General features: G+C 65.9%; 16 protein-coding genes and 1 tRNA gene. 11 read left to right on the top strand and 6 right to left on the bottom strand.

The window, feature by feature from the left end; translation table 11 throughout:
- Positions 1-2: 2 nt before the first annotated feature.
- A complete protein-coding gene (locus CH262_RS27150; RefSeq protein ID WP_027495204.1) occupies positions 3-767 on the bottom strand; it encodes a deoxyribonuclease IV in 765 nt (254 codons plus the stop codon).
- A 75-nt stretch (positions 768-842) separates the two neighbouring features.
- Between CH262_RS27150 and CH262_RS27145 the strand changes: the two genes are divergently transcribed.
- The 5 genes from CH262_RS27145 (at position 843) to CH262_RS27125 (ending at position 8,612) form a co-directional block, all read left to right on the top strand.
- Positions 843-1,577, top strand: a complete 735-nt coding sequence (locus tag CH262_RS27145; protein WP_032367760.1) for an ABC transporter ATP-binding protein — start codon at positions 843-845, stop codon at positions 1,575-1,577.
- Positions 1,578-1,645: 68 nt separating this feature from the next.
- Positions 1,646-4,168, top strand: a complete 2,523-nt coding sequence (locus CH262_RS27140) for an ABC transporter permease (protein WP_032382474.1) — start codon at positions 1,646-1,648, stop codon at positions 4,166-4,168.
- Positions 4,169-4,350: 182 nt separating this feature from the next.
- Positions 4,351-6,936, top strand: a complete 2,586-nt coding sequence (locus CH262_RS27135) for an alpha/beta fold hydrolase (protein ID WP_080731789.1) — start codon at positions 4,351-4,353, stop codon at positions 6,934-6,936.
- A 111-nt stretch (positions 6,937-7,047) separates the two neighbouring features.
- Positions 7,048-7,977, top strand: coding sequence for an alpha/beta fold hydrolase (locus tag CH262_RS27130; RefSeq protein ID WP_027495200.1), 930 nt, complete (start codon positions 7,048-7,050; stop codon positions 7,975-7,977).
- A complete protein-coding gene (locus CH262_RS27125) occupies positions 7,974-8,612 on the top strand; it encodes an LON peptidase substrate-binding domain-containing protein (protein ID WP_027495199.1) in 639 nt (212 codons plus the stop codon). Before CH262_RS27130 ends, CH262_RS27125 begins: the two co-directional genes overlap by 4 nt.
- 72 nt (positions 8,613-8,684) lie before the next feature.
- On the opposite strand, the gene CH262_RS27120 is transcribed toward CH262_RS27125, so the two are convergent.
- A tRNA-Met gene (locus CH262_RS27120) sits at positions 8,685-8,758 on the bottom strand.
- A 72-nt stretch (positions 8,759-8,830) separates the two neighbouring features.
- On the opposite strand from CH262_RS27120, the gene CH262_RS27115 reads away from it, so the two are divergent.
- Positions 8,831-9,610, top strand: a complete 780-nt coding sequence (locus CH262_RS27115; protein WP_032385124.1) for an enoyl-CoA hydratase/isomerase family protein — start codon at positions 8,831-8,833, stop codon at positions 9,608-9,610.
- Here CH262_RS27115 and CH262_RS27110 read toward each other — a convergent pair.
- Positions 9,593-10,210 (bottom strand): DUF998 domain-containing protein, encoded by a 618-nt coding sequence (locus tag CH262_RS27110; protein WP_032385374.1) that lies wholly within the window; start codon positions 10,208-10,210, stop codon positions 9,593-9,595. The two genes, CH262_RS27115 and CH262_RS27110, sit on opposite strands and share 18 nt — an antisense overlap.
- A 167-nt stretch (positions 10,211-10,377) precedes the next feature.
- Here CH262_RS27110 and CH262_RS27105 point away from each other — a divergent pair, with 167 nt between their 5' ends.
- Both CH262_RS27105 and CH262_RS27100 read left to right on the top strand, forming a co-directional pair.
- Positions 10,378-10,941: a TetR/AcrR family transcriptional regulator gene (locus CH262_RS27105; protein ID WP_048318808.1), complete on the top strand. Its 564-nt coding sequence runs from the start codon at positions 10,378-10,380 to the stop codon at positions 10,939-10,941.
- Complete coding sequence (locus tag CH262_RS27100) at positions 10,938-12,293, top strand: ABC1 kinase family protein (protein ID WP_032385125.1); 1,356 nt, start codon at positions 10,938-10,940, stop codon at positions 12,291-12,293. Before CH262_RS27105 ends, CH262_RS27100 begins: the two co-directional genes overlap by 4 nt.
- Positions 12,294-12,314: 21 nt before the next feature.
- On the opposite strand, the gene CH262_RS27095 is transcribed toward CH262_RS27100, so the two are convergent.
- Positions 12,315-13,292 carry an NADPH:quinone oxidoreductase family protein gene (locus CH262_RS27095; RefSeq protein ID WP_027495194.1) on the bottom strand — a complete coding sequence of 326 codons (978 nt, stop codon included), beginning with the start codon at positions 13,290-13,292 and terminating at the stop codon, positions 12,315-12,317.
- 106 nt (positions 13,293-13,398) lie between these two features.
- Here CH262_RS27095 and CH262_RS27090 point away from each other — a divergent pair, with 106 nt between their 5' ends.
- Positions 13,399-14,085, top strand: coding sequence for a dienelactone hydrolase family protein (locus CH262_RS27090; protein ID WP_256989014.1), 687 nt, complete (start codon positions 13,399-13,401; stop codon positions 14,083-14,085).
- Positions 14,072-14,980: an amidohydrolase family protein gene (locus tag CH262_RS27085; protein ID WP_179275122.1), complete on the top strand. Its 909-nt coding sequence runs from the start codon at positions 14,072-14,074 to the stop codon at positions 14,978-14,980. The genes CH262_RS27090 and CH262_RS27085 overlap by 14 nt, the downstream gene beginning before the upstream one ends.
- Positions 14,981-14,996: 16 nt before the next feature.
- Here the strand turns inward: CH262_RS27085 and CH262_RS27080 are convergent, their stop codons facing one another.
- Together CH262_RS27080 and CH262_RS27075 are read right to left on the bottom strand one after the other, a co-directional pair.
- Complete coding sequence (locus tag CH262_RS27080; protein ID WP_032385127.1) at positions 14,997-15,845, bottom strand: patatin-like phospholipase family protein; 849 nt, start codon at positions 15,843-15,845, stop codon at positions 14,997-14,999.
- 30 nt (positions 15,846-15,875) lie between these two features.
- The gene (locus tag CH262_RS27075) at positions 15,876-16,742 is read right to left on the bottom strand and encodes an alpha/beta hydrolase (RefSeq protein ID WP_032385128.1); all 867 of its coding nucleotides are present in this window, start codon (positions 16,740-16,742) and stop codon (positions 15,876-15,878) included.
- A gap of 167 nt (positions 16,743-16,909) precedes the next feature.
- Between CH262_RS27075 and CH262_RS27070 the strand changes: the two genes are divergently transcribed.
- Positions 16,910-18,091, top strand: coding sequence for an alkane 1-monooxygenase (locus tag CH262_RS27070; protein ID WP_052056547.1), 1,182 nt, complete (start codon positions 16,910-16,912; stop codon positions 18,089-18,091).
- Positions 18,092-18,099 lie beyond the last annotated feature (8 nt).

The raw sequence follows: 18,099 nt of genomic DNA, 5'->3' as shown, positions 1-18,099 counted from the left end.
CGCTACAGGCTTTTCAGCAGCCTCACGTCGTCGTCGATTCCCTCGGCCGGAGTTTCGAGGATCACCGGCGCATCGGCGGCGAGCGCGACGGCCGTCAGAATGTCCGCGTCGATGGTTCCGGTGCCCAGGTTCGCGTGCCGGTCGCGGGCAGAGTCGAACTCGTCGCGTGAATTGTTCAGATGCACCAGGTCGATTCGTCCGGTGATCGCCTTGATGCGATCGACCACGTCGATCAGGTCTTCGCCGCCGGCCCACGCATGACAGGTGTCGAGACAGAAACCGGCACCGAACTCCCCGATAGCGTCCCACAACCGCGCGATGTCGTCGAAGCGCCTCGCCATCGCCGAGTCACCGCCGGCAGTGTTCTCGACGAAGATCGGTACGCCGAAACCACCCTGCTCGGCCTGACGCTCGAACAGCTTGCGCCAGTTGTCGATTCCCTTGGCGGTGTCCTCGCCCTCCCGGACGTGACCGCCGTGCACCACCAAACCGATGGCACCGATCTCGGCAGCTGCTGCGGCCTGTTCGACGACCGCCTTGCGGGACGGGATTCGGATGCGATTGTTCAGGCTCGCCACGTTCAGAACATAGGACGAGTGCACCACCACATCGACGTCTCCGGTCAACAGAGCCTCACCTTGGGGGTGCGGGGTGAGCTTGTTCCACTTCTGCGGATCCGTCAGAAACATCTGGACCAGGTCGACGCCGAGCGTCTCGGCCGTGCCCAGAGGGTCGCTGCTGTCGCGGACATGTGCTCCGATGCGCATGACGCCCATCATAGGGGTCGAGTTCAGGGTCTCCCCTGATAGCGACCGGGCCCGAACACTGAAACACTGGCACCCATGAGCGACATTGCCGCACGTGCGGTCGACGTATCGAAGGTCTACGGTTCTGGCGACACCCAGGTGCACGCACTGTCCGGGGTGAACGTCGAGTTCGCCCGCGGAGAATTCACCGCCATCATGGGCCCGTCCGGCTCGGGCAAATCCACACTGATGCATTGCCTGGCCGGGTTGGACACCGCGTCCTCGGGCACGGTCACGATCGGTGACACCGAGCTGACGGCGCTGTCCGACAAGGAGATGACCGGGTTACGAAGGGACCGAATCGGTTTCGTGTTCCAGGCCTTCAATTTGGTGCCCACCCTGACCGCGCTCGAGAACATCACTCTGCCGCTCGACATCGCCGGACGCACCCCGGATCAGGGCTGGCTCGATACCGTCGTCGACCGACTGGGACTGCGCGACCGCCTGGGCCATCGCCCGAGCGAACTCTCGGGTGGGCAGCAACAGCGCGTGGCGTGCGCTCGTGCACTGGCCGGTCGACCCGACATCGTGTTCGGCGACGAGCCGACGGGCAACCTGGACTCTCGTTCGTCCGGTGAGGTGCTGTCGATTCTGCGCACGGCCGCAGACGAATTCGATCAGACCGTCGTCATCGTCACCCACGACCCACGAGCGGCCAGTTACGCCGACCGCGTCGTGTTCCTGGCCGACGGAGCTGTCATCGATCAACTGGCGTCGCCCACCGCCGACGCCGTCCTCGAGCGCATGAAGAAGCTGGAAACGGTCCACTGATGTCGCACTCGGTCGCCAAGAAATCGAATCCCGACAAGGCCCCGACGCGGGCCACGTCGGGCAACCCCATGCGTAAGGTGTCGCTGCGAAACCTTGCCGCCCACAAGGTTCGGCTGGCACTGACAGTTCTGTCCGTCGTACTCGGAACCGCTTTCGTCGCAGGCTCGTTCGTCTTCACCGACACGCTGCAGCGCACGTTCTCGTCACTGTTCGCCGACACCGCACAGGGAGCCGACGTTCGAGTCGCCCCCGAGGATGCGCGATCGAGCGGAGTACCCAACGAGGACATCGCCGCCATCTCGGCGCTTCCCGGCGTGCGTGCTGTCTCTCCGTATGTAGGAGGACAACTCGTTCTGCTGGGTAAAGACGGTGCCGCAGTGCAATCCGGCGGAGCACCGACGATCGGCGAGTCCTACCTGCCGGACGAGCAGCGGCTCGGCGATCCGGCGACATTCGTCTCCGGCTCGGCCCCCACCGCGCCCGGCCAGGTCGCGATCAACGCAGGTGGCGCCGATCGAGCGGGCCTGAAGGTGGGCGACGCGACCCAGGTACTCGTGCCGTCCAAGGGGATCACCGACATCACGATCTCCGGAATCTATTCCACTGCAACAGAATCCGGTGGTTTCATCGGGATTCAGTTTGTGCAGAGCCAGGCGAACGAGTTGTTCACCGACGGTGCGCACGTGCAGTACATCGACGTCGCGGGCAACGATCTCGCCGCACAGGGCAAGACGCAGAGCGACCTCAGGGACGAGATCGCCGCCGCGTTCCCGGATCTGAAAGTGCAGACCGCTGCCGACGTCCAGGCCGAAACCAAGGCCGAGGTCGAGTCGGCACTGTCGTTCATCACGTACTTCCTGCTCGCGTTCGGTGCCATTGCACTGCTCGTCGGCACGTTCATCATCTACAACACGTTCTCGATGATCGTCGCTCAGCGGGTACGCGAACTGGCGCTGCTTCGCGCCATCGGAGCCAGCCGTGGGCAGGTCAGTCGCTCGGTCGTACTCGAAGCGGTCGTCGTCGGCGTCATCGGAAGTGTGCTGGGGTTCGCCGGCGGCGTGGGACTTGCGTACGGATTGCGCGCTCTGCTCAATGCCTTCGACCTCGGGTTGCCGTCGGGCCCTCTCGCCCTCGAACCACGCACCGTCGTCGTCGCCTTCGCGGTGGGCATCATCGTCACCGTCCTCAGCGCCTACGCACCGGCGCGGCGAGCAGCCAAGATTCCACCGGTGGCCGCAATGCGCGAGGAGTTCGCGTCCGCCGGCGACACCCTGCGAACCCGGACGTTCATCGGCGTCGGACTGGGTATTGCCGGAGCGGCAGCGATAGTCATCGGCGCTCAGTCGACCGGCGGCGCTGCCGCAGCAACCGTCGGCGTCGGCGCGGTGGCGGCGATCGTGGCCACGGCCCTGGCCGCACCGTCGTTGTCTCGGCCCGTCGTGGGAGCGCTCGGGGCCGTCCTCACCCGGCCGTTCGGTGCCATCGGCCGCTTGGCCAGAACCAACTCGGTGCGCAATCCGCGCCGCACGGCAGCCACCGCATTCGCGTTGATGCTCGGCCTCATGCTCGTCACCGTCATCGGGGTACTCGGGTCGACGGCGAAGGCGAGTGTCGATTCGCTCGTCGACACCGGCGTCGAAGCCGACTACATCCTGTCCGGTCCACAGTCGATCGGTGTCCCGGCCGGAGCCACGGCGGCCGCACAACAGGTCGACGGGGTGGAACGAACCGCTGTGCTGCATCCGGTGTTCGTCACGATCGCCGGAGAAGAAGAATTCGGCGCTGCCATCGACGGCTCCCCGGAAGGGCTGCTCGACCTGTCCATGGTTCGGGGCACCGCAGACCTCGAGAGCAACGGCTTCTCGGTGTCCGAGACCGAAGCGTCCACCAAGGGCTGGGACATCGGCACCCAGGTCGTGTTCGACTCCGTCGACGGAGCTTCGGTTCCCGTCACCGTCACCGGTGTGTTCACCGACAACCCACTGATCGGCAGTTGGATCGTCTCGGGCGACATCTACGAGAAGGTGACGCCGTCCATCACGCGGTCGGATCTGCTGGTCCTCGTCAAAGCCGCGCCCGGAACCGATCTCGGTACGTTGCGGACCGACCTCGAAGCCGCGACCAAACCGTCCGTGGTGGTGCAGGTACAGGACGTCGAAGAATTCAAGGGCAGCCAAGGCCAGCAGATCGACACACTGCTCGCGGTGCTGTACGGACTGCTCGCCCTGGCCGTGGTCATCGCAGTGCTGGGCATCGTCAACACCCTCGCCCTGTCGGTCGTCGAACGCCGACGCGAGATCGGCATGCTCAGGGCGATAGGAATGCAGCGACCGCAGGTGCGGCGCATCATCTACCTCGAGTCGCTGCTCATCGCCCTGTTCGGTGCCATCGTCGGCGTCGCCCTCGGCATCGCCTTCGGGTGGGGCTTCGTTCAGACCCTGCGCGACGAGGGCCTGGGTGCCATGACGGTGCCCTGGGGGCAGGTCGTCGCGATGCTTCTCGGGTCCGCGGTGGTCGGAGTGCTGGCCGCTCTGTGGCCTGCCGTTCGGGCCGCGCGCACCAAACCGCTGGAGGCGATAGCCGACCTCTGATCAGGGTCGCCCCGACACCGGGCATTTCGTAACGACACCCGTTCGTTACGAAATGTCCGGTTTTCGGCTTGCGCGGAAAGACGGCCCGCGTCTACTTTAGGGGTGGTAAAACAGTCTTCAAGTAGGTTTGTGTACCGCAAACGAACCTTTACCTCGCGGGTCGGGCTCGTGCAAGGAGAATCATGACGATTCAGGACGCGTACGCGCCGACCCGATCTGTGCCGACGGTATCTGTGTCGAGCCGATCTGTGCCGACGGGACCTGTGTCGACACGATCCGCGCTCGCCCCGCTGTGCCGTCCCGACGGCCGCGACACGCTGATGGCTCGCTACCGCGAGGTAGCGCACGCCATGCCGGACGCGGCCGCGTTGCACGCGGCGGGTACGTCACTGACCTTCGACGAACTGCTGCATCGCGTGTACTCGCAGGCACGCAAGATCGCTGCCCTGCGCCCGTCCGATCACCGGCCCCTCGCCGTCGAGGCGGACGCGTCGGTCGACTCGATCGTGCTGATGCTGGCCGTCATCGCTGCAGGCCATCCATTGGTTCCGCTGGATCCGCAACTTCCCCTCGAGCGCCGCGACCGCATCGTCGAGCAGGCCAAGGCCTCGATCCTCGATTCGACGACCGTCGACGCAGCGGTCGATTCCTGCGTACCGCTGCCGACGGTCTCGGGCGGCCACACCGCGGTGATCAACTACACGTCCGGATCCACGGGTACGCCCAAAGGCGTCGTACTCAGTCATCGCATGTGCCTGACCAAGGCGTACGAGGTGTCGACCGCGCTGGGGTTGGGCTCCCACGATCGCGTCGGCGATGCCCTTCCCGTCAGTTTCGGCGCGGGCCTGAACACTCTGTTCGCCGGGCTGCTCAGCGGTGCCACCGTTCACTGCCGTGACCCTCGATCCGGCACGGTCGGCAGCATCGCAGAGTGGGTAGCGGACCACTCGCTGACCACGCTGCACTGCTCGTCGTCGCTGCTGCGCGCCGTTGCAGGCCAGGTCACCGTACCCACGCTGCGCGTCGTCACCACCTACGGAGAATCACTGCACGCCGACGACGCGCGCCGCTTCCGCCTGGCTTCCGCCAACCGCGCCACACTCGTCAATTGGTACGCGACCACCGAGGCCGGGGCCGTCGCGTTCAGCGAGTACCCCCTCGACCGTGCGTTACCGTCCGGCTTTCTGCCCGCGGGCACTCCCGTCGCGGGAAAGCTCGTCGAGGTAGTTGCTGCCGACGGCTCCCCGTGCGAACCCGACGTCATCGGCGAGGTGCGCGTCACGTCGGCGTGCCTGGCCGACGGCTATCTCGAGGATGTCGGCGTGGACTCGGAGAAATTCGCTGCCCTCGGCGACGGCCTGTTCCGGTATCGCACCGGCGACCTGGGCCGGTTCGATCAGGACGGAACATTGCAGCTCGCCGGGCGTATCGACGACGCAGTCAAGGTACGCGGCTACCTCGTCGAACCGGCCGAGGTGGAGGCGGCACTGCGCGCGCTGCCGAACATCGACGATGCCGTGGTGATCGGCAGGAGATCCGGCGCCGATACCGACCTCGTCGCGTACATCTGCTCCGACCGGGCCGTCCGGGCGAGCCAGGCCGACATCAGGGCCGCCCTGCGCCGAACCCTGCCGGAATGGATGGTGCCCACCCACATCGTTGCGCTCGACGCCATGCCCCGCAACGAACGCGGCAAGATCGACCGCCGAGCACTGCCCGAGCCGTCCGACCGACGCGTCGAACGCACCGCGGTCGGCCCCACCGAATACATCGTCGCGGAGGCCGCTCGCACTGCACTCGGACTGGACGCCATCGGGCGGGACGAGGATTTCCTCGAACTCGGTGGCAACTCTCTGACCATGACGGCGATGCTCGCCCACTTGCGCGAGAACCTGAAGATCGAACTCGATCCGCAGGACGTGTTCGCGTCGACCACCGTGCGAACGCTGGCGACCACCGTCGACGCTCGGCTTCGCGACACCGCCGCCGCACGTCGGCGCTCGTCAGGTGTCCACGACGTTCTGGTCCCGCTGCGCACCGGGGGTACCGGAGCTCCGATCTTCCTGATCGGTGGTGCCGGCGTGGGCGCGATGGCGTTTCTCGATCTGGTCAAGCACCTCGACGCAGACCGTCCCGTCTATGCCCTGCAGGCACACGGCCGAGGCAAACGCGGGCGACCGGACCGGACCATCAGAGCCACTGCGGCACGGTATGTCGACGCGATCCGCACGGTGGCCCCCGACGGCCCGTTCCACCTTGTCGGCCACTCGCTAGGCGGCTGGATCGCCATCGCGATGGCAGAGAAGATCAGAGATTCCGGCGTCGGTACCCCGCATCTTCTACTTCTCGACACCCGGCTGTTCCGTCATCTCCTGGACCGGCTTCCCGGGGGTACGTCTGTCCCGGCAGCGCCGCCCGCACCGACCAGAGAAGACGCCGGCTTCCATCTGGGCCGTGTCGGTACGGCCGCGCTGTGGCTGCGTATGCAATTCGCTGGGCTGCTGCGGTATCCGACGACCATGGAATGGTTGGTGTTCGCCAGCATCGGGTACGTGGCGTTGAACAAGCATGTGCCGACTCCGTGGTCGGGGTCGATGACTGTGGTTCGCACCACCGAGAACGTCAAGGACCTCCGGTCGTGGCGAGCAGTCGCTCACGGCGAGCTGACATTCGTCGATATCACCGGCCACCACGCGAACATGTTGCGCGGACCGATGGCGAAGGAACTGGCCGACATCATCGACGACACCGTCGACAACGCGCGCTGACTGGGAATATCACCCGCGACGGCCTGTCGCGGTGGCGGCACAGCTTGTACGTTTGTGCCGGACGGCTAATTAGCCGAGCCACCGGCCCGAACCGAGACAGGGAGGTCGACCATGAGCGCATCGTACGAACTGCAGTCGGTGGAACTACACAAGGACGTCTTGCGGTACGTCGATATCGGTGACGGGCCGCCCGTGATTCTCGTCCACGGGCTGCTCGGATCACACAAGTCCTGGGGCCCGCAGATCGAGCGACTGTCGGACCGGTATCGGGTCATCGCACCCGACCTGTTCGGGCACGGTGACTCCGACAAACCGTCCGGCGACTATTCGCTCAGTTCGCACGCGGCCACCATCCGCGACCTGATGGAGTACCTGAACATCGACTCGGCACCACTGGTCGGCCACTCGCTCGGCGGCGGCATCGTCATGCAGATGACGTACCTCTTTCCCGAACGGGTCGATCGCCTCGTGCTGGTCAGCAGCGGCGGGCTCGGCCCTGAGGTGAGCCTGCTACTCAAAGCCGCGACGCTACCCGGCAGCGAACTGGTGCTTCCGATGTTGGCCTCGGATTGGTTCCGCAGGAACACCGAAGGTGTGCTGGCTCGACTGGGCAAGTGGGGGGTTCCGGTGGAGCCCGGCCCCAGCATGGCCGAGACGTGGCGCTCGTTCCGATCGGTCGCAGACCGGTCGACGCGGGAGGCATTTCTGGCGTCGACGCGGGCCGTCGTGGGTCCTCGCGGCCAAACCGTCAGCGCCAAGCAGCATTTCGAGAAGTTCGAGTCCATTCCCTCACTGCTGATCTGGGGCGGCAAGGACCGCATGATCCCCGCCAAGCATGCGGACAACATCCGACGCGAGGTACCCAACAGTCGCGTCGAGATCTTTCCCGACGCCGGCCACTTCCCGCAGCTCGACGAGCCGGACTTCTTCTTCCGACTGCTGGACGAGTTCTTGGCCGCCAACCACACCGACTCGAGCGACGCGGACCACAGCGCGCCGACGGAGATCACCCCGGCAGCCATGCCGCTCCAGCGCCCGTGAGCGTCATCCCGATGTTCCCGCTCGGCAGCGTGTTGCTGCCGGGCGAACGTCTCCCGTTGCACATCTTCGAGCCTCGATACCAGGCACTGGTACAGGACTGTCTCAAGATGGACGATCCCCGTTTCGGCGTCGTTCTCATTGCCCGGGGGCACGAGGCGGGCGGCGGCGACGTCCGACACGATGTGGCGACGATCGCCCACATCATCGGTCACGAGGCCATCGGAGACGGCAGGTATCTGCTCGAATGCGTCGGCGGTGAACGGATCCGCATCGACGCGTGGCTCCCGGACGACCCCTATCCACTGGCCGACGTCCGCGCGTGGCCCGACGCAGACGTCGATGCCGTCATCGCCGACACGCAATTCGCCGCCACCTGGGCCAAGGTCGAGGATCTGTACGAGCTGATCGGTCGGCTCGAATCCTCCGGGGACATCGTGACGCCGGGCGTTCCGGATTTTCTGAGCCTCCCGATTTCGGCCGCCGAGAAGATCTGGTCGCTGGCCTCGTTGATCCCGATGGGCCAGTCCGACCGACTCGACATCCTGTCGGCACCGGACGCCCCGTCGCGCTTGAAGGCACTCGACGACGCGATCGAAAACGTCACGGCCGTCGTGCAATTCAGACTTCAGCCCTGACCGGAGCCATCCCGGCGAACCCAGAAAAGAAATCAGGCCCGGCACCATCGGTGCCGGGCCTGATCTTCGTAGTAGCGGGGACAGGATTTGAACCTGCGACCTCTGGGTTATGAGCCCAGCGAGCTACCGAGCTGCTCCACCCCGCGTCGGGTGATACCCACGGTACATGCCGTCGTGGCAGACTCCCAATCGCCAGGTCAACGCTCTACGGTTCTTTCATGCCCACCGAGTCGTCACCCGTCCTGTCCTTTCCACACCAGGCCGTCGCACAGATCACGCTGAGCAACCCTCCGGTGAACGCCCTGACCCAGCCTGCGACGCGACGTCTGCGGGCGATTCTTCGCGAGCTGGCCGACAACTCCACCGTCCGGGCCGTCGTGCTCACCGGCGACCGGGTGTTCAGTGCCGGTTCGGACATCTCCGAAATGCCCGCGATGCAGGCTGCAGGCGACGTCCTCGAACGCAAGAGCAATGTCGAGAACGCGACCCTCGAATTACTGGTCGACCTACCGCTCCCGACGGTCGCAGCGATCGACGGGTTCGCCCTGGGCGGTGGGCTCGAGATGGCGCTGTGCTGCGATCTCGTGGTTGCCGACGCGGGTGCCCGCCTCGGCTTGCCCGAGATCGATCTGGGGCTCGTCCCCAGCAGTGGCGGGACCATGCGTGCGTTGCGGAGGGTGGGTCAGTCGCGCGCAGCCGAACTGGTGTTGCTCGGCGAGCCCATCTCTGCCGAGACCGCTCTGGAATGGGGTCTGATCAACAGGGTGGCTCCACGCGGTGGGTCCTTGTCGATGGCACTGGACCTGGCACACGTGCTGGCCGCGAAGTCCCGCTCGGCCGTGCATGCGAACAAACGAGCTCTCGCGCTCACGTTCGGGCAGTCGCCACACGAACCGGCACGACGCGCACTGCCGGTGTTCGAGGAAGCCTTCGAGTCGGCCGACGGCCGAGAGGGCGTACGGGCCTTCCTCGCCAAGGAATCACCGAACTTTCGATAGCCGGGACCGCACGAGAAGTGCTGCGCCGGTAACGATCTCCCATCCGATGATGGTGTAGACGGAAATCCGCTCGAACGCTCCGCCGCCGAGGATGCCGGTATCGGCGAGAAACAATGCGAAACCGGCCAGCCCCGCAACACCGGCCGCGGCACTGGCCGTCGTGTACCAGCGAGGTGCGCCGACGCGTCCGCCGTACCGGCCTGCAGCCAGGAGCACCAGGTTTCCACCGATGATCGCCATACCCGCGCCCGCTGCATGCGGAGTCGATGCTCCGTCGACCGAAGCATGCGCCAGCCCGACGACGATGCTGCCGACGCCGTGCACGACCGACGTGCCCAGCACGATCCAGCGCGCTCGACCCTCGAACAACACCGACAGCCCCAAACCCGCCAGGGCGAACAGAGCCCCGTCCACCACGAAGCCGGTGTTCATCACCGGGTGCCACGGTGAGATGTCCGGAATCCCGAGGTCACTGATGTTGTTGCGCGCGTAGCTGTACGGTCGGTCGGTCCAGCCGCGCGCCGAAATCGCTTCGGCAGCGAGGTAGGTACACCCACCGACCAGAAACGCCGTGGCGGCCAGAACTGTGGATCGCTTCACCACTGCAGTATTCACTGCCCCCACGTCAACGGGTCATTCCGCAGGCTCCACTCCCGAGAGCTGGGTCATTCCGCAGGCTCCACTCCCAAGAGCTGGGTCATTCCGCGGGCTCCACTCCCGGCGACCCCGATGCACCGGGCTTGTACCGATTGGTACAGTACCGGCTCATGAGCGATCGCCACGACGTGGTGCCGATACTCGCAGGAGTGTTCCGCGACCACGGGTTCGACGGGTCGTCCCTCGCGGTCATCAGCAGATGCACCGGACTCGGCAAAGGCAGTCTCTACCACTACTTTCCGCGGGGAAAGCAGGAAATGGCCGAGGCAGTCCTCGACGACGTCGAGCTGTGGTTCCACCACAACGTCTTCGAGCCGCTGCGGCACGGAGACGACGCGGCGTCGACGACCCACGACATGTTCGAGCAGACCGCCCGCTATTTTCGGTCCAATCGCCTGGTGTGCCTGTTCGGCGCGTTCACGCTCGGGCTCGAGCGTGCCACCTTCTCCAGCCGTGTCGCCGCGCATTTCACTCAGTGGATCGAGGCGCTCACTCCGGTGCTGCAGCGGCTCGGACACGGCGACGCGGCGGCCGAGCTGGCCGAAGAGATCGTCGCCGGAATCCAGGGGGCGTTGGTGCTGGCAAGGGCTTTCGACGATGCCACACGATTCGACCGAGTGCTGGCCCGACTCGAAGCCTCGGCCGCACGCGTGTCGGCGGGGGTGCACGCATGACACCTGACGACACGACGCCGAAGCCGGCACCCGAGCTGAAGACCTTCGGTATACGAGAGTTGTTGCGACTGATCGTGATCGGATCGGTGCTGACGTACTTTCAGTTCATCGCAGTCGGCCGCTGGGTTCGTGCGCCGCGGCGCGGCTGGCCGGTTCACGCCTCCAAAGCCGTCGTCGACGCGTTCTTCGTGCTCGGCCCCACCTTCGTCAAGGTGGGGCAACTGATGGGTTCGTCGCCCGGACTGTTTCCCAAGGTCCTCGCCGACACCTGTCTGCGATGCCTGGACGAGGTGCCGCCGTTTCCCGGGTCGCAGGCCCGCGCGGTGATCGAGGCAGACCTGGGCCGGAGCGTCGAGGAGTTGTTCTCCTCGTTCGACGACGTACCGCTCTCGTCGGCGTCGGTCGCCCAGGTACACCTGTGCGTGCGCCGCGACGACGGCCGCGAAGTGGTCATGAAGGTGCAGCGGCGAGGCATCTACCATCGCATGAAGATCGACCTGCGAATCGCGTATCTCATCGCGCGCGGTCTCGAGAAGTTCATTCCGTTCTTCGCCACGGCCAACGCGTCGGCCATCATCGTCGACCTGCACGCCGCGACGTTCGCAGAACTCGACAGCGCAGTGGAAGCCAAGCGCCAGCACAGCTTTCGCAGTGCAATCGGGGCATTCGGCGACAACACGCACGTCACCGCACCCGAGGTGTTTCTCGACTACTGCGGTGGACGCGTGATCTGCATGGAACGCATGCACGGCTCGCCGCTGGACCGGTACCGGCCCGGTGAGCAATCGGAGCTGATCGTCCGCCGTGCCGCCAAGGTCTGGATGGAGGCCCTGGTACTGCACGGCCTGTTCCACGGCGACGTGCACGCGGGAAACGTCTGGGTGCTCGACGACGGCAGAGTGGCCTTTCTCGACTTCGGCGTCATGGGCGAGGTGGACGAGCAGTGGCGCGCGTTGTTGCTCGACCTCTTCCACGCCACGGTGATCGACGGCGACTTCACCCGCCTCGCCGGTACCGTCAAACGTCTGGGAATCGTTGCCCCGCAGATGGGTTCGGACGCCGAAGTCGGCGCGATTCTGCAGTCGGTGTTCGCGCCGATGCTCTCGGCCACCCTCGCCCACTTCAGCCTGGCGGACTTCATCCGGGCGTTGGTGGGCATGGGCAAGCAGTACAAGACGTCGAGCCCCGAGGAACTGATCCTGGTGGCCAAGCAGCTCGGCTACTTCGAGAGGTATGCCATCGAACTCGCACCGAACTGGGCGTTGGGCACCGACCCGTTCGTGTTCAAGAACGTCTTTCCCGCCGAGATCGCAGCGCTGTCCGAGGCACGGGGCATCGAGCTGCCGGAGTGATCCGGCAGCCCGCGCACCCGATCACAGACTGAAGTCGAGAACCACTTTCCCTGCTGCCGTTCGGTTTTCGAGCGAGGCGATCGCTGCTGCCGCGTCGGAGACGGGGAAGACGGACGGCTCGGGAGCCACGAGCGAACCGTCCGCGAGCAGCGGCTCGATCTCGGCCCACTGAGTAGCCAGGTAGCCGGGGCGCGTCATCCACCACGCGCCCCACCCGACGCCGACGACATCGACGTTGTTCAGCAGCAACCGGTTGACCTTGACGGTCGGGATCTCGCCACCGGTGAAGCCCAGCACCAGGATTCGGCCCGACGGCGCGAGCGAACGGATGCTGTCGGTGAACCGGTCACCGCCCACCGGATCGACGACCACGTCGACGCCACGGCCGCCGGTCAGCTCCTTGACCGCGTCCTTCCAGCCGTCGACCAGTACGACGTCGGTGGCTCCGGCGGCTCGCGCGATGTCTGCCTTTGCTTCCGAGCTCACCACTGCGATCACCCGCGCTGCCCCGAGCACCGGAGCCATTCGCAGCGCGGAGGTTCCGATCCCGCCCGCCGCGCCGTGCACCAACACCGTCTCGCCCTGCGCCAAGCGGCCGCGCTCGCGCAACGCGAAGTGCACCGTCAGATCGTTGAACAGCAAGCCCGCGCCCGCAGTGAGCGACACGGACTCGGGCAACGCGAACACCGTGTCGGGCGAGACGACGGCGACCTCTGCCATACCGTCGCTGAGCCCCGTCAACGCTGCCACGCGGTCTCCGGCCGAGAAGCCGGAATCGGCCGGAGCCGACCGCACGATGCCGGCGATCTCGCTGCCCGGAACGAACGGCAACTCGGGCTTGTACTGGTACAGCCCACGGGTGAGCAACGCGTCGGGAAACGCGACGCCCGCGGCCCTGACCTCGATGACCACCGACCCGTCACGCGCGGTGGGTTCGTCGATATCGGCAACGGTCACCGAATCGGGTCCATCGAGACTGGAGATCTGTACCGCGCGCATGAAGTGTCCTCTCGGTCGGGATCGTTCCCTGCCTGCCACGGTACAAAACTGCCGTACTCACCGCCGCTACCGGCATCCACTCCTGGTGATGTGCTCCAATCGAGGGGTGAACACCACTCCCCTCACCGTCGTCTCGCCCGACGGCACCGCCCGCGGCGGCGTCATCGTCATCCAAGAAGCCTTCGGGGTCACCGACCACATCGTCGACGTCTGCAATCGGGTCGCGGCCGCAGGCTGGGTAGCCGTGGCTCCGCATCTGTTCCACCGCCAGGAGGGTGTGAGCGTGCTCGACTACTCGGATATGGATTCCGCCATGGCGGCCATCGGGAAACTCGAGGCGGACGAGGTGGACTCCGACGTGGACGCGGCGGCGAGTGCACTGGCCGAACTGGGGTTCGAGCCCTCGTCCATCGCGATCGTCGGTTTCTGTATGGGCGGGACCGTGGCCTTCCACACCGCGGTTCGACGGCAACTCGGTGCGGCCGTTACGTTCTACGGTGGCGGAATCACGAAGGGCCGCTTCGGTTATCCCGCGATGGCCTCGGTGGGCGACGCTCTCCAGACACCGTGGCACGGCTTCTTCGGAGATCTGGACGAGGGCATTCCGTTCCAGGACGTCGAGACACTGCGGGAGATCACCGCCACGGCACCGGTCGGCACCGAGATCACCCGATACCCCCACGGCAAGCACGGCTTTCACTGCGACGACCGCCCTGCCGTGTTCGATGCCGCAGCCGCAGGCGACGCGTGGACCAAGACCCTCGAGTGGTTCGACGCGCATGTCGCACGCTGAGCACCCTCGCTCCGACGCCGAACTGGCGGCGGAGACCGAGCGCATCGTCGCGTTCTGGACCGAGCTGGCGTTGCCCGGTCTGTTCGACGTCCACACGCACTTCATGCCGAAGAACGTGATGGACAAGGTATGGAGCTACTTCGACAGCGCAGGGCCGCTGACGGGCAGCGTCTGGCCCATCTCGTACCGCTTCGCCGAAGACCGGCGGCTGCAGGTGATTCGAGGGTTCGGCGTGCGGCGATTCACGTCGATGATCTACCCGCACAAACCTGCGATGGCGGCCTGGCTGAACTCCTGGGGTGCCGACTTCGCGGCTCGCACCCCCGATTGCCTGCAGACTGCGACGTTCTATCCCGAGGACGGAGCCATGCAGTACGTCGAGCAGGCGGTGACGAACGGAACCCGAATCTTCAAGTCGCACATCCAGGTCGGGAACTACTCGCCCAACGACCCGCTGCTCGACGGCGTCTGGGGCACCATTTCGGATGCGCAGATTCCGGTGGTCATCCACTGCGGCTCCGGACCGGCACCCGGCTCGTTTACCGGCCCCGAGCCGATCGCCGCTCTGCTGCAGCGGTTTCCGACGCTACCGCTGATCGTCGCGCACATGGGCATGCCCGAGTACGTCGACTTTCTCGATCTGGCCGATCGATACGAGAACGTACGCCTGGACACCACCATGGCCTTCACGGATTTCTCCGAAGCCGCTGCGCCGTTTCCCCGGCAGGAGATGCCGCGGCTATTGGACCTGCAGGATCGCATTCTGTTCGGGAGCGACTTCCCGAACATCCCGTACCCCTACCTGGACTCGCTGCAGGCGGTGAGCCGTCTCGGGCTCGGTGACGAGTGGGTCCGCGCCGTGTGCTGGAGCAACGGCGCGGCCCTGTTCGGCTGAGTCCCGTTCGCGGGTCTCAGCCCACCCAGAATTCGGCGATACGCTCGGCGATGGCGGTGCCCTGTGCCCGGCCCGCTGTTGCCGCCGCTGCGCGTACGGCGATGTCGGTGGGGTCGGGTCCGATCGCAGCCGACGAATCCGCGTCGGGAACGATCACTTCCACCTTCGAGCCGCCCTTGACCAATTTTCCCCGTTCGACCTCGAAGGGGTCGCCTTCCAGGTCGAGTGCGCCGACCTTGAGCACCAGCACCTTCTCGAAACCCACCGCCAGATCGGCGTTCTCGCTCGCACGGATACCGCCGTCGACGTAGCGGTGATCGCCGATCGTCACCGGCGGCCACATGCCCGGGATAGCGCAACTCGCGGCCACGGCGTCGATGAGCTCGACGCCCGATCCCCGGTCCAGTACTCGATGGCGCCCCGTCAGGGCGTCCACGGTGACGATCCGCAGATCGCGGTCGGGCCACGAGTGCTTCGTCAGTCGGCGGGCGATGATGGCTCGTCGTTCCCGTTCGCTGATCGTCGATGTCGCCAGAGCTTCGGCACCGATGCGCCTGCGGGTGTCGAGCGCGCTGCCGTCCGAGTTCTGGGCTGCTCGGGCCAACATGGTGACGAGCTCGTCGATGGTGGCCTCGGCGTGTGGCTCGTTGTCCTGCTTCGACTCGTCCGCCTGACGCTCGAAGAACTCCGACACCGGGGTGCCGCTCGAGATCTGAGCAGCCACCGAAGAACCGGCCGACGTTCCGAGCAACATCTCGGCGTCGCTGACATCGGCCCCGGCCTCGGCCAGTCCCAGAAGGACGCCTGTCTGCCACGCAATGCCCGCTACACCGCCGCCGCCCAATACGAGCGCTCGTCTGGCCATGGTCGTAACCCCGTTCTTCCGCTGGACCCGTCAGGAACTTACAGCCCCGCCGCCGACCCGCGGACGTAACCACGTGATCAGGTCGTCGAGCACGCGTTCCTGCTCCGGCTCGTTGAAGACTTCGTGGAACAGCCCGTCGTAGGTTTTCAAGGTCAGGTCCTCGGATCCCGCCAGTTCGGCGATCAGCTCGCTGCCCGAGACATCGGCCAACCGGTCCGCGGTTCCGTGCTGCAGCAACACCGGAATGGTCAGCGACGGCAATCTGGCGGGATACGTACGACTCTCCTGCAACAGTGCTGCCGCGAGCCCGGCCGTGACGCTGCCGTGATAGCCCAGCGGATCGGCGACATAGGCGTCGACGACGGCACTGTCGCGGGAGACGTCGTTGGGGTCGAGTTTCAGCACCGGCAGCGACGGCAGGAACCTGCCGAGTATTGCACCCACCGCGACCAACGCTTTCGGCTGGCCCACGGACGGGTTGACCGCAGGCCCGGACAGCATCAGTGCGTCCAGATCACCCTGATGGTCGAGGGCGTAGGACAGTGCGATGGCACCGCCCATGCTGTGTCCGAGGAGGAGGGTGCGGCTGCCGGGGTGCTCCTCAGCCGCGATCGAGAACAGTGTGTGCAGGTCGTCGGTGAAGTCCGACCATTTCGCCAAGGAGACTCGCTTGCCGCCGGATCGCCCGTGCCCGCGGTGGTCGGGTGCGTAGACGACGAGGCCGAGCGAGCCGAGCCGCTCGATCACGTGTCGGTACCGTCCTGCGTGCTCGGCCAGGCCATGGGCCAGCACCAGAACGCCGGTAGGGGAATTATCGGCGGCGGCGTCCGGGGTCCAGACGTCGTAGACGATACGAGTTCCGTGTACCCCGGCGAACGACGACTCGACATGCTGCATTCGGTCACCGTACAAGGACCGCGACGCCTTCGACGGCCCATCGCTCGAACCCCACAGATTCGTCTAGGTAACTATCCTCAGAGGCGTGGCGATGTACTTGTGACAGACCACCACCGCATCCCCTCGTACCGCGTGGGCAGCCTCGAAGATCAGGAGTGAGTTCACGCATGCCCGACAAGGACGCCGCAGGGGCCTCGCCGACGTGGCGCGATCCCAAGCGTTATCTCTGGCCGCTCGGCCTGACGATTCCGCTGAGCCCGTTCCTGGCGTGGGGCTTGGTGTCACTCCTCGGACCCGGCGCATTCTGGGCACTCGGGCTGATGATCATGGGCATCGCGCTGCCCCTGGTCGACAAGTTCGCGGGCGTCGATCGCAGCAATCCACCCGACGAGGCTCTCGCAGCACTCGACAAGGACAAGTACTACCGGTGGTGCGTCTACCTGTTCCTGCCGCTGCAATACGCCGGCCTGGTGGCCGCGTGTTACCTGTGGGCCCACGGCCCACTCGGCACACCGGAGAGGATCGGTCTGGCCGTCACTGTGGGCGTCGTCGGCGGCGTCGGCATCAATGCCGCGCACGAACTGGGGCACAAGCGCGAGAACGTCGAGCGGTGGCTTTCCAAAGTCACTCTGGCGCAGACGCTGTACGGCCACTTCTACGTCGAGCACAACCACGGCCACCATCTGCGCGTCGCCACCCCCGAGGATCCGGCGTCGGCGAAATTCGGTGAATCGTTCTGGAAGTTTCTGCCACGCACGATGATCCACGGTCTGCATTCGGCCTGGGATCTCGAAACCCGTCGACTCGCGCGGTCGGGCTCGACACCGTGGACGCTGCGCAACAACCTTTTCAACGCGGCCGCGATGAGCATCGTTCTGTTCGGGGTACTGATCGCAGTGTTCGGTTGGATCGTGTTGCCGTACCTACTGATTCAGGCCGCCATCGCCATCGTCCTGTACGAGGCAGCGAACTACCTCGAGCACTACGGCCTGATGCGCACCAGGCGTCCGGACGGTCGCTACGCCAAGCCCTCGCACCGCGACAGCTGGAACAGCGATCACCTGTGGAGCAACCTGTTTCTGTACCACCTGCAACGCCACAGCGACCATCACGCGAATCCGGTACGCCGCTACCAAGCACTACGAACCGTCGACGAGTCCCCGCAACTCCCGGCCGGATACGCGGTGATGATCTTCTGCTCGATGGTTCCGCCCTTGTGGCGCAAGGTGATGGATCAGCGCCTCATGGACTTCTACGACGGCGACTCGAGCCTCGTCAACGTCGACCGCGCCGATCGCACAGCGGTCCGCCGCCTCGAGAAGCTGACCGGGGCGCGAGCGCAGTCGTAGGGTCGACG

The organism is Rhodococcus sp. 05-2255-1e, from assembly GCF_002259025.1.
In the GTDB taxonomy this organism is placed as follows: domain Bacteria; phylum Actinomycetota; class Actinomycetes; order Mycobacteriales; family Mycobacteriaceae; genus Rhodococcoides; species Rhodococcoides fascians.
Note: the sequence above shows the minus strand (reverse complement) of the source record. Positions and strands in the feature narration are given on the sequence as shown.

Excerpts from the sequence above, each read along its gene's own strand:
- CH262_RS27150 (WP_027495204.1), bottom strand. The coding sequence starts at position 767 with ATGCGCATCGGAGCACATGTCCGCGACAGCAGCGACCCTCTGGGCACG.
- CH262_RS27145 (WP_032367760.1), top strand. The coding sequence starts at position 843 with ATGAGCGACATTGCCGCACGTGCGGTCGACGTATCGAAGGTCTACGGT.
- CH262_RS27140 (WP_032382474.1), top strand. The coding sequence starts at position 1,646 with ATGCGTAAGGTGTCGCTGCGAAACCTTGCCGCCCACAAGGTTCGGCTG.
- CH262_RS27135 (WP_080731789.1), top strand. The coding sequence starts at position 4,351 with ATGACGATTCAGGACGCGTACGCGCCGACCCGATCTGTGCCGACGGTA.
- CH262_RS27130 (WP_027495200.1), top strand. The coding sequence starts at position 7,048 with ATGAGCGCATCGTACGAACTGCAGTCGGTGGAACTACACAAGGACGTC.
- CH262_RS27115 (WP_032385124.1), top strand. The coding sequence starts at position 8,831 with ATGCCCACCGAGTCGTCACCCGTCCTGTCCTTTCCACACCAGGCCGTC.
- CH262_RS27105 (WP_048318808.1), top strand. The coding sequence starts at position 10,378 with ATGAGCGATCGCCACGACGTGGTGCCGATACTCGCAGGAGTGTTCCGC.
- CH262_RS27100 (WP_032385125.1), top strand. The coding sequence starts at position 10,938 with ATGACACCTGACGACACGACGCCGAAGCCGGCACCCGAGCTGAAGACC.
- CH262_RS27095 (WP_027495194.1), bottom strand. The coding sequence starts at position 13,292 with ATGCGCGCGGTACAGATCTCCAGTCTCGATGGACCCGATTCGGTGACC.
- CH262_RS27085 (WP_179275122.1), top strand. The coding sequence starts at position 14,072 with ATGTCGCACGCTGAGCACCCTCGCTCCGACGCCGAACTGGCGGCGGAG.
- CH262_RS27080 (WP_032385127.1), bottom strand. The coding sequence starts at position 15,845 with ATGGCCAGACGAGCGCTCGTATTGGGCGGCGGCGGTGTAGCGGGCATT.
- CH262_RS27075 (WP_032385128.1), bottom strand. The coding sequence starts at position 16,742 with ATGCAGCATGTCGAGTCGTCGTTCGCCGGGGTACACGGAACTCGTATC.
- CH262_RS27070 (WP_052056547.1), top strand. The coding sequence starts at position 16,910 with ATGCCCGACAAGGACGCCGCAGGGGCCTCGCCGACGTGGCGCGATCCC.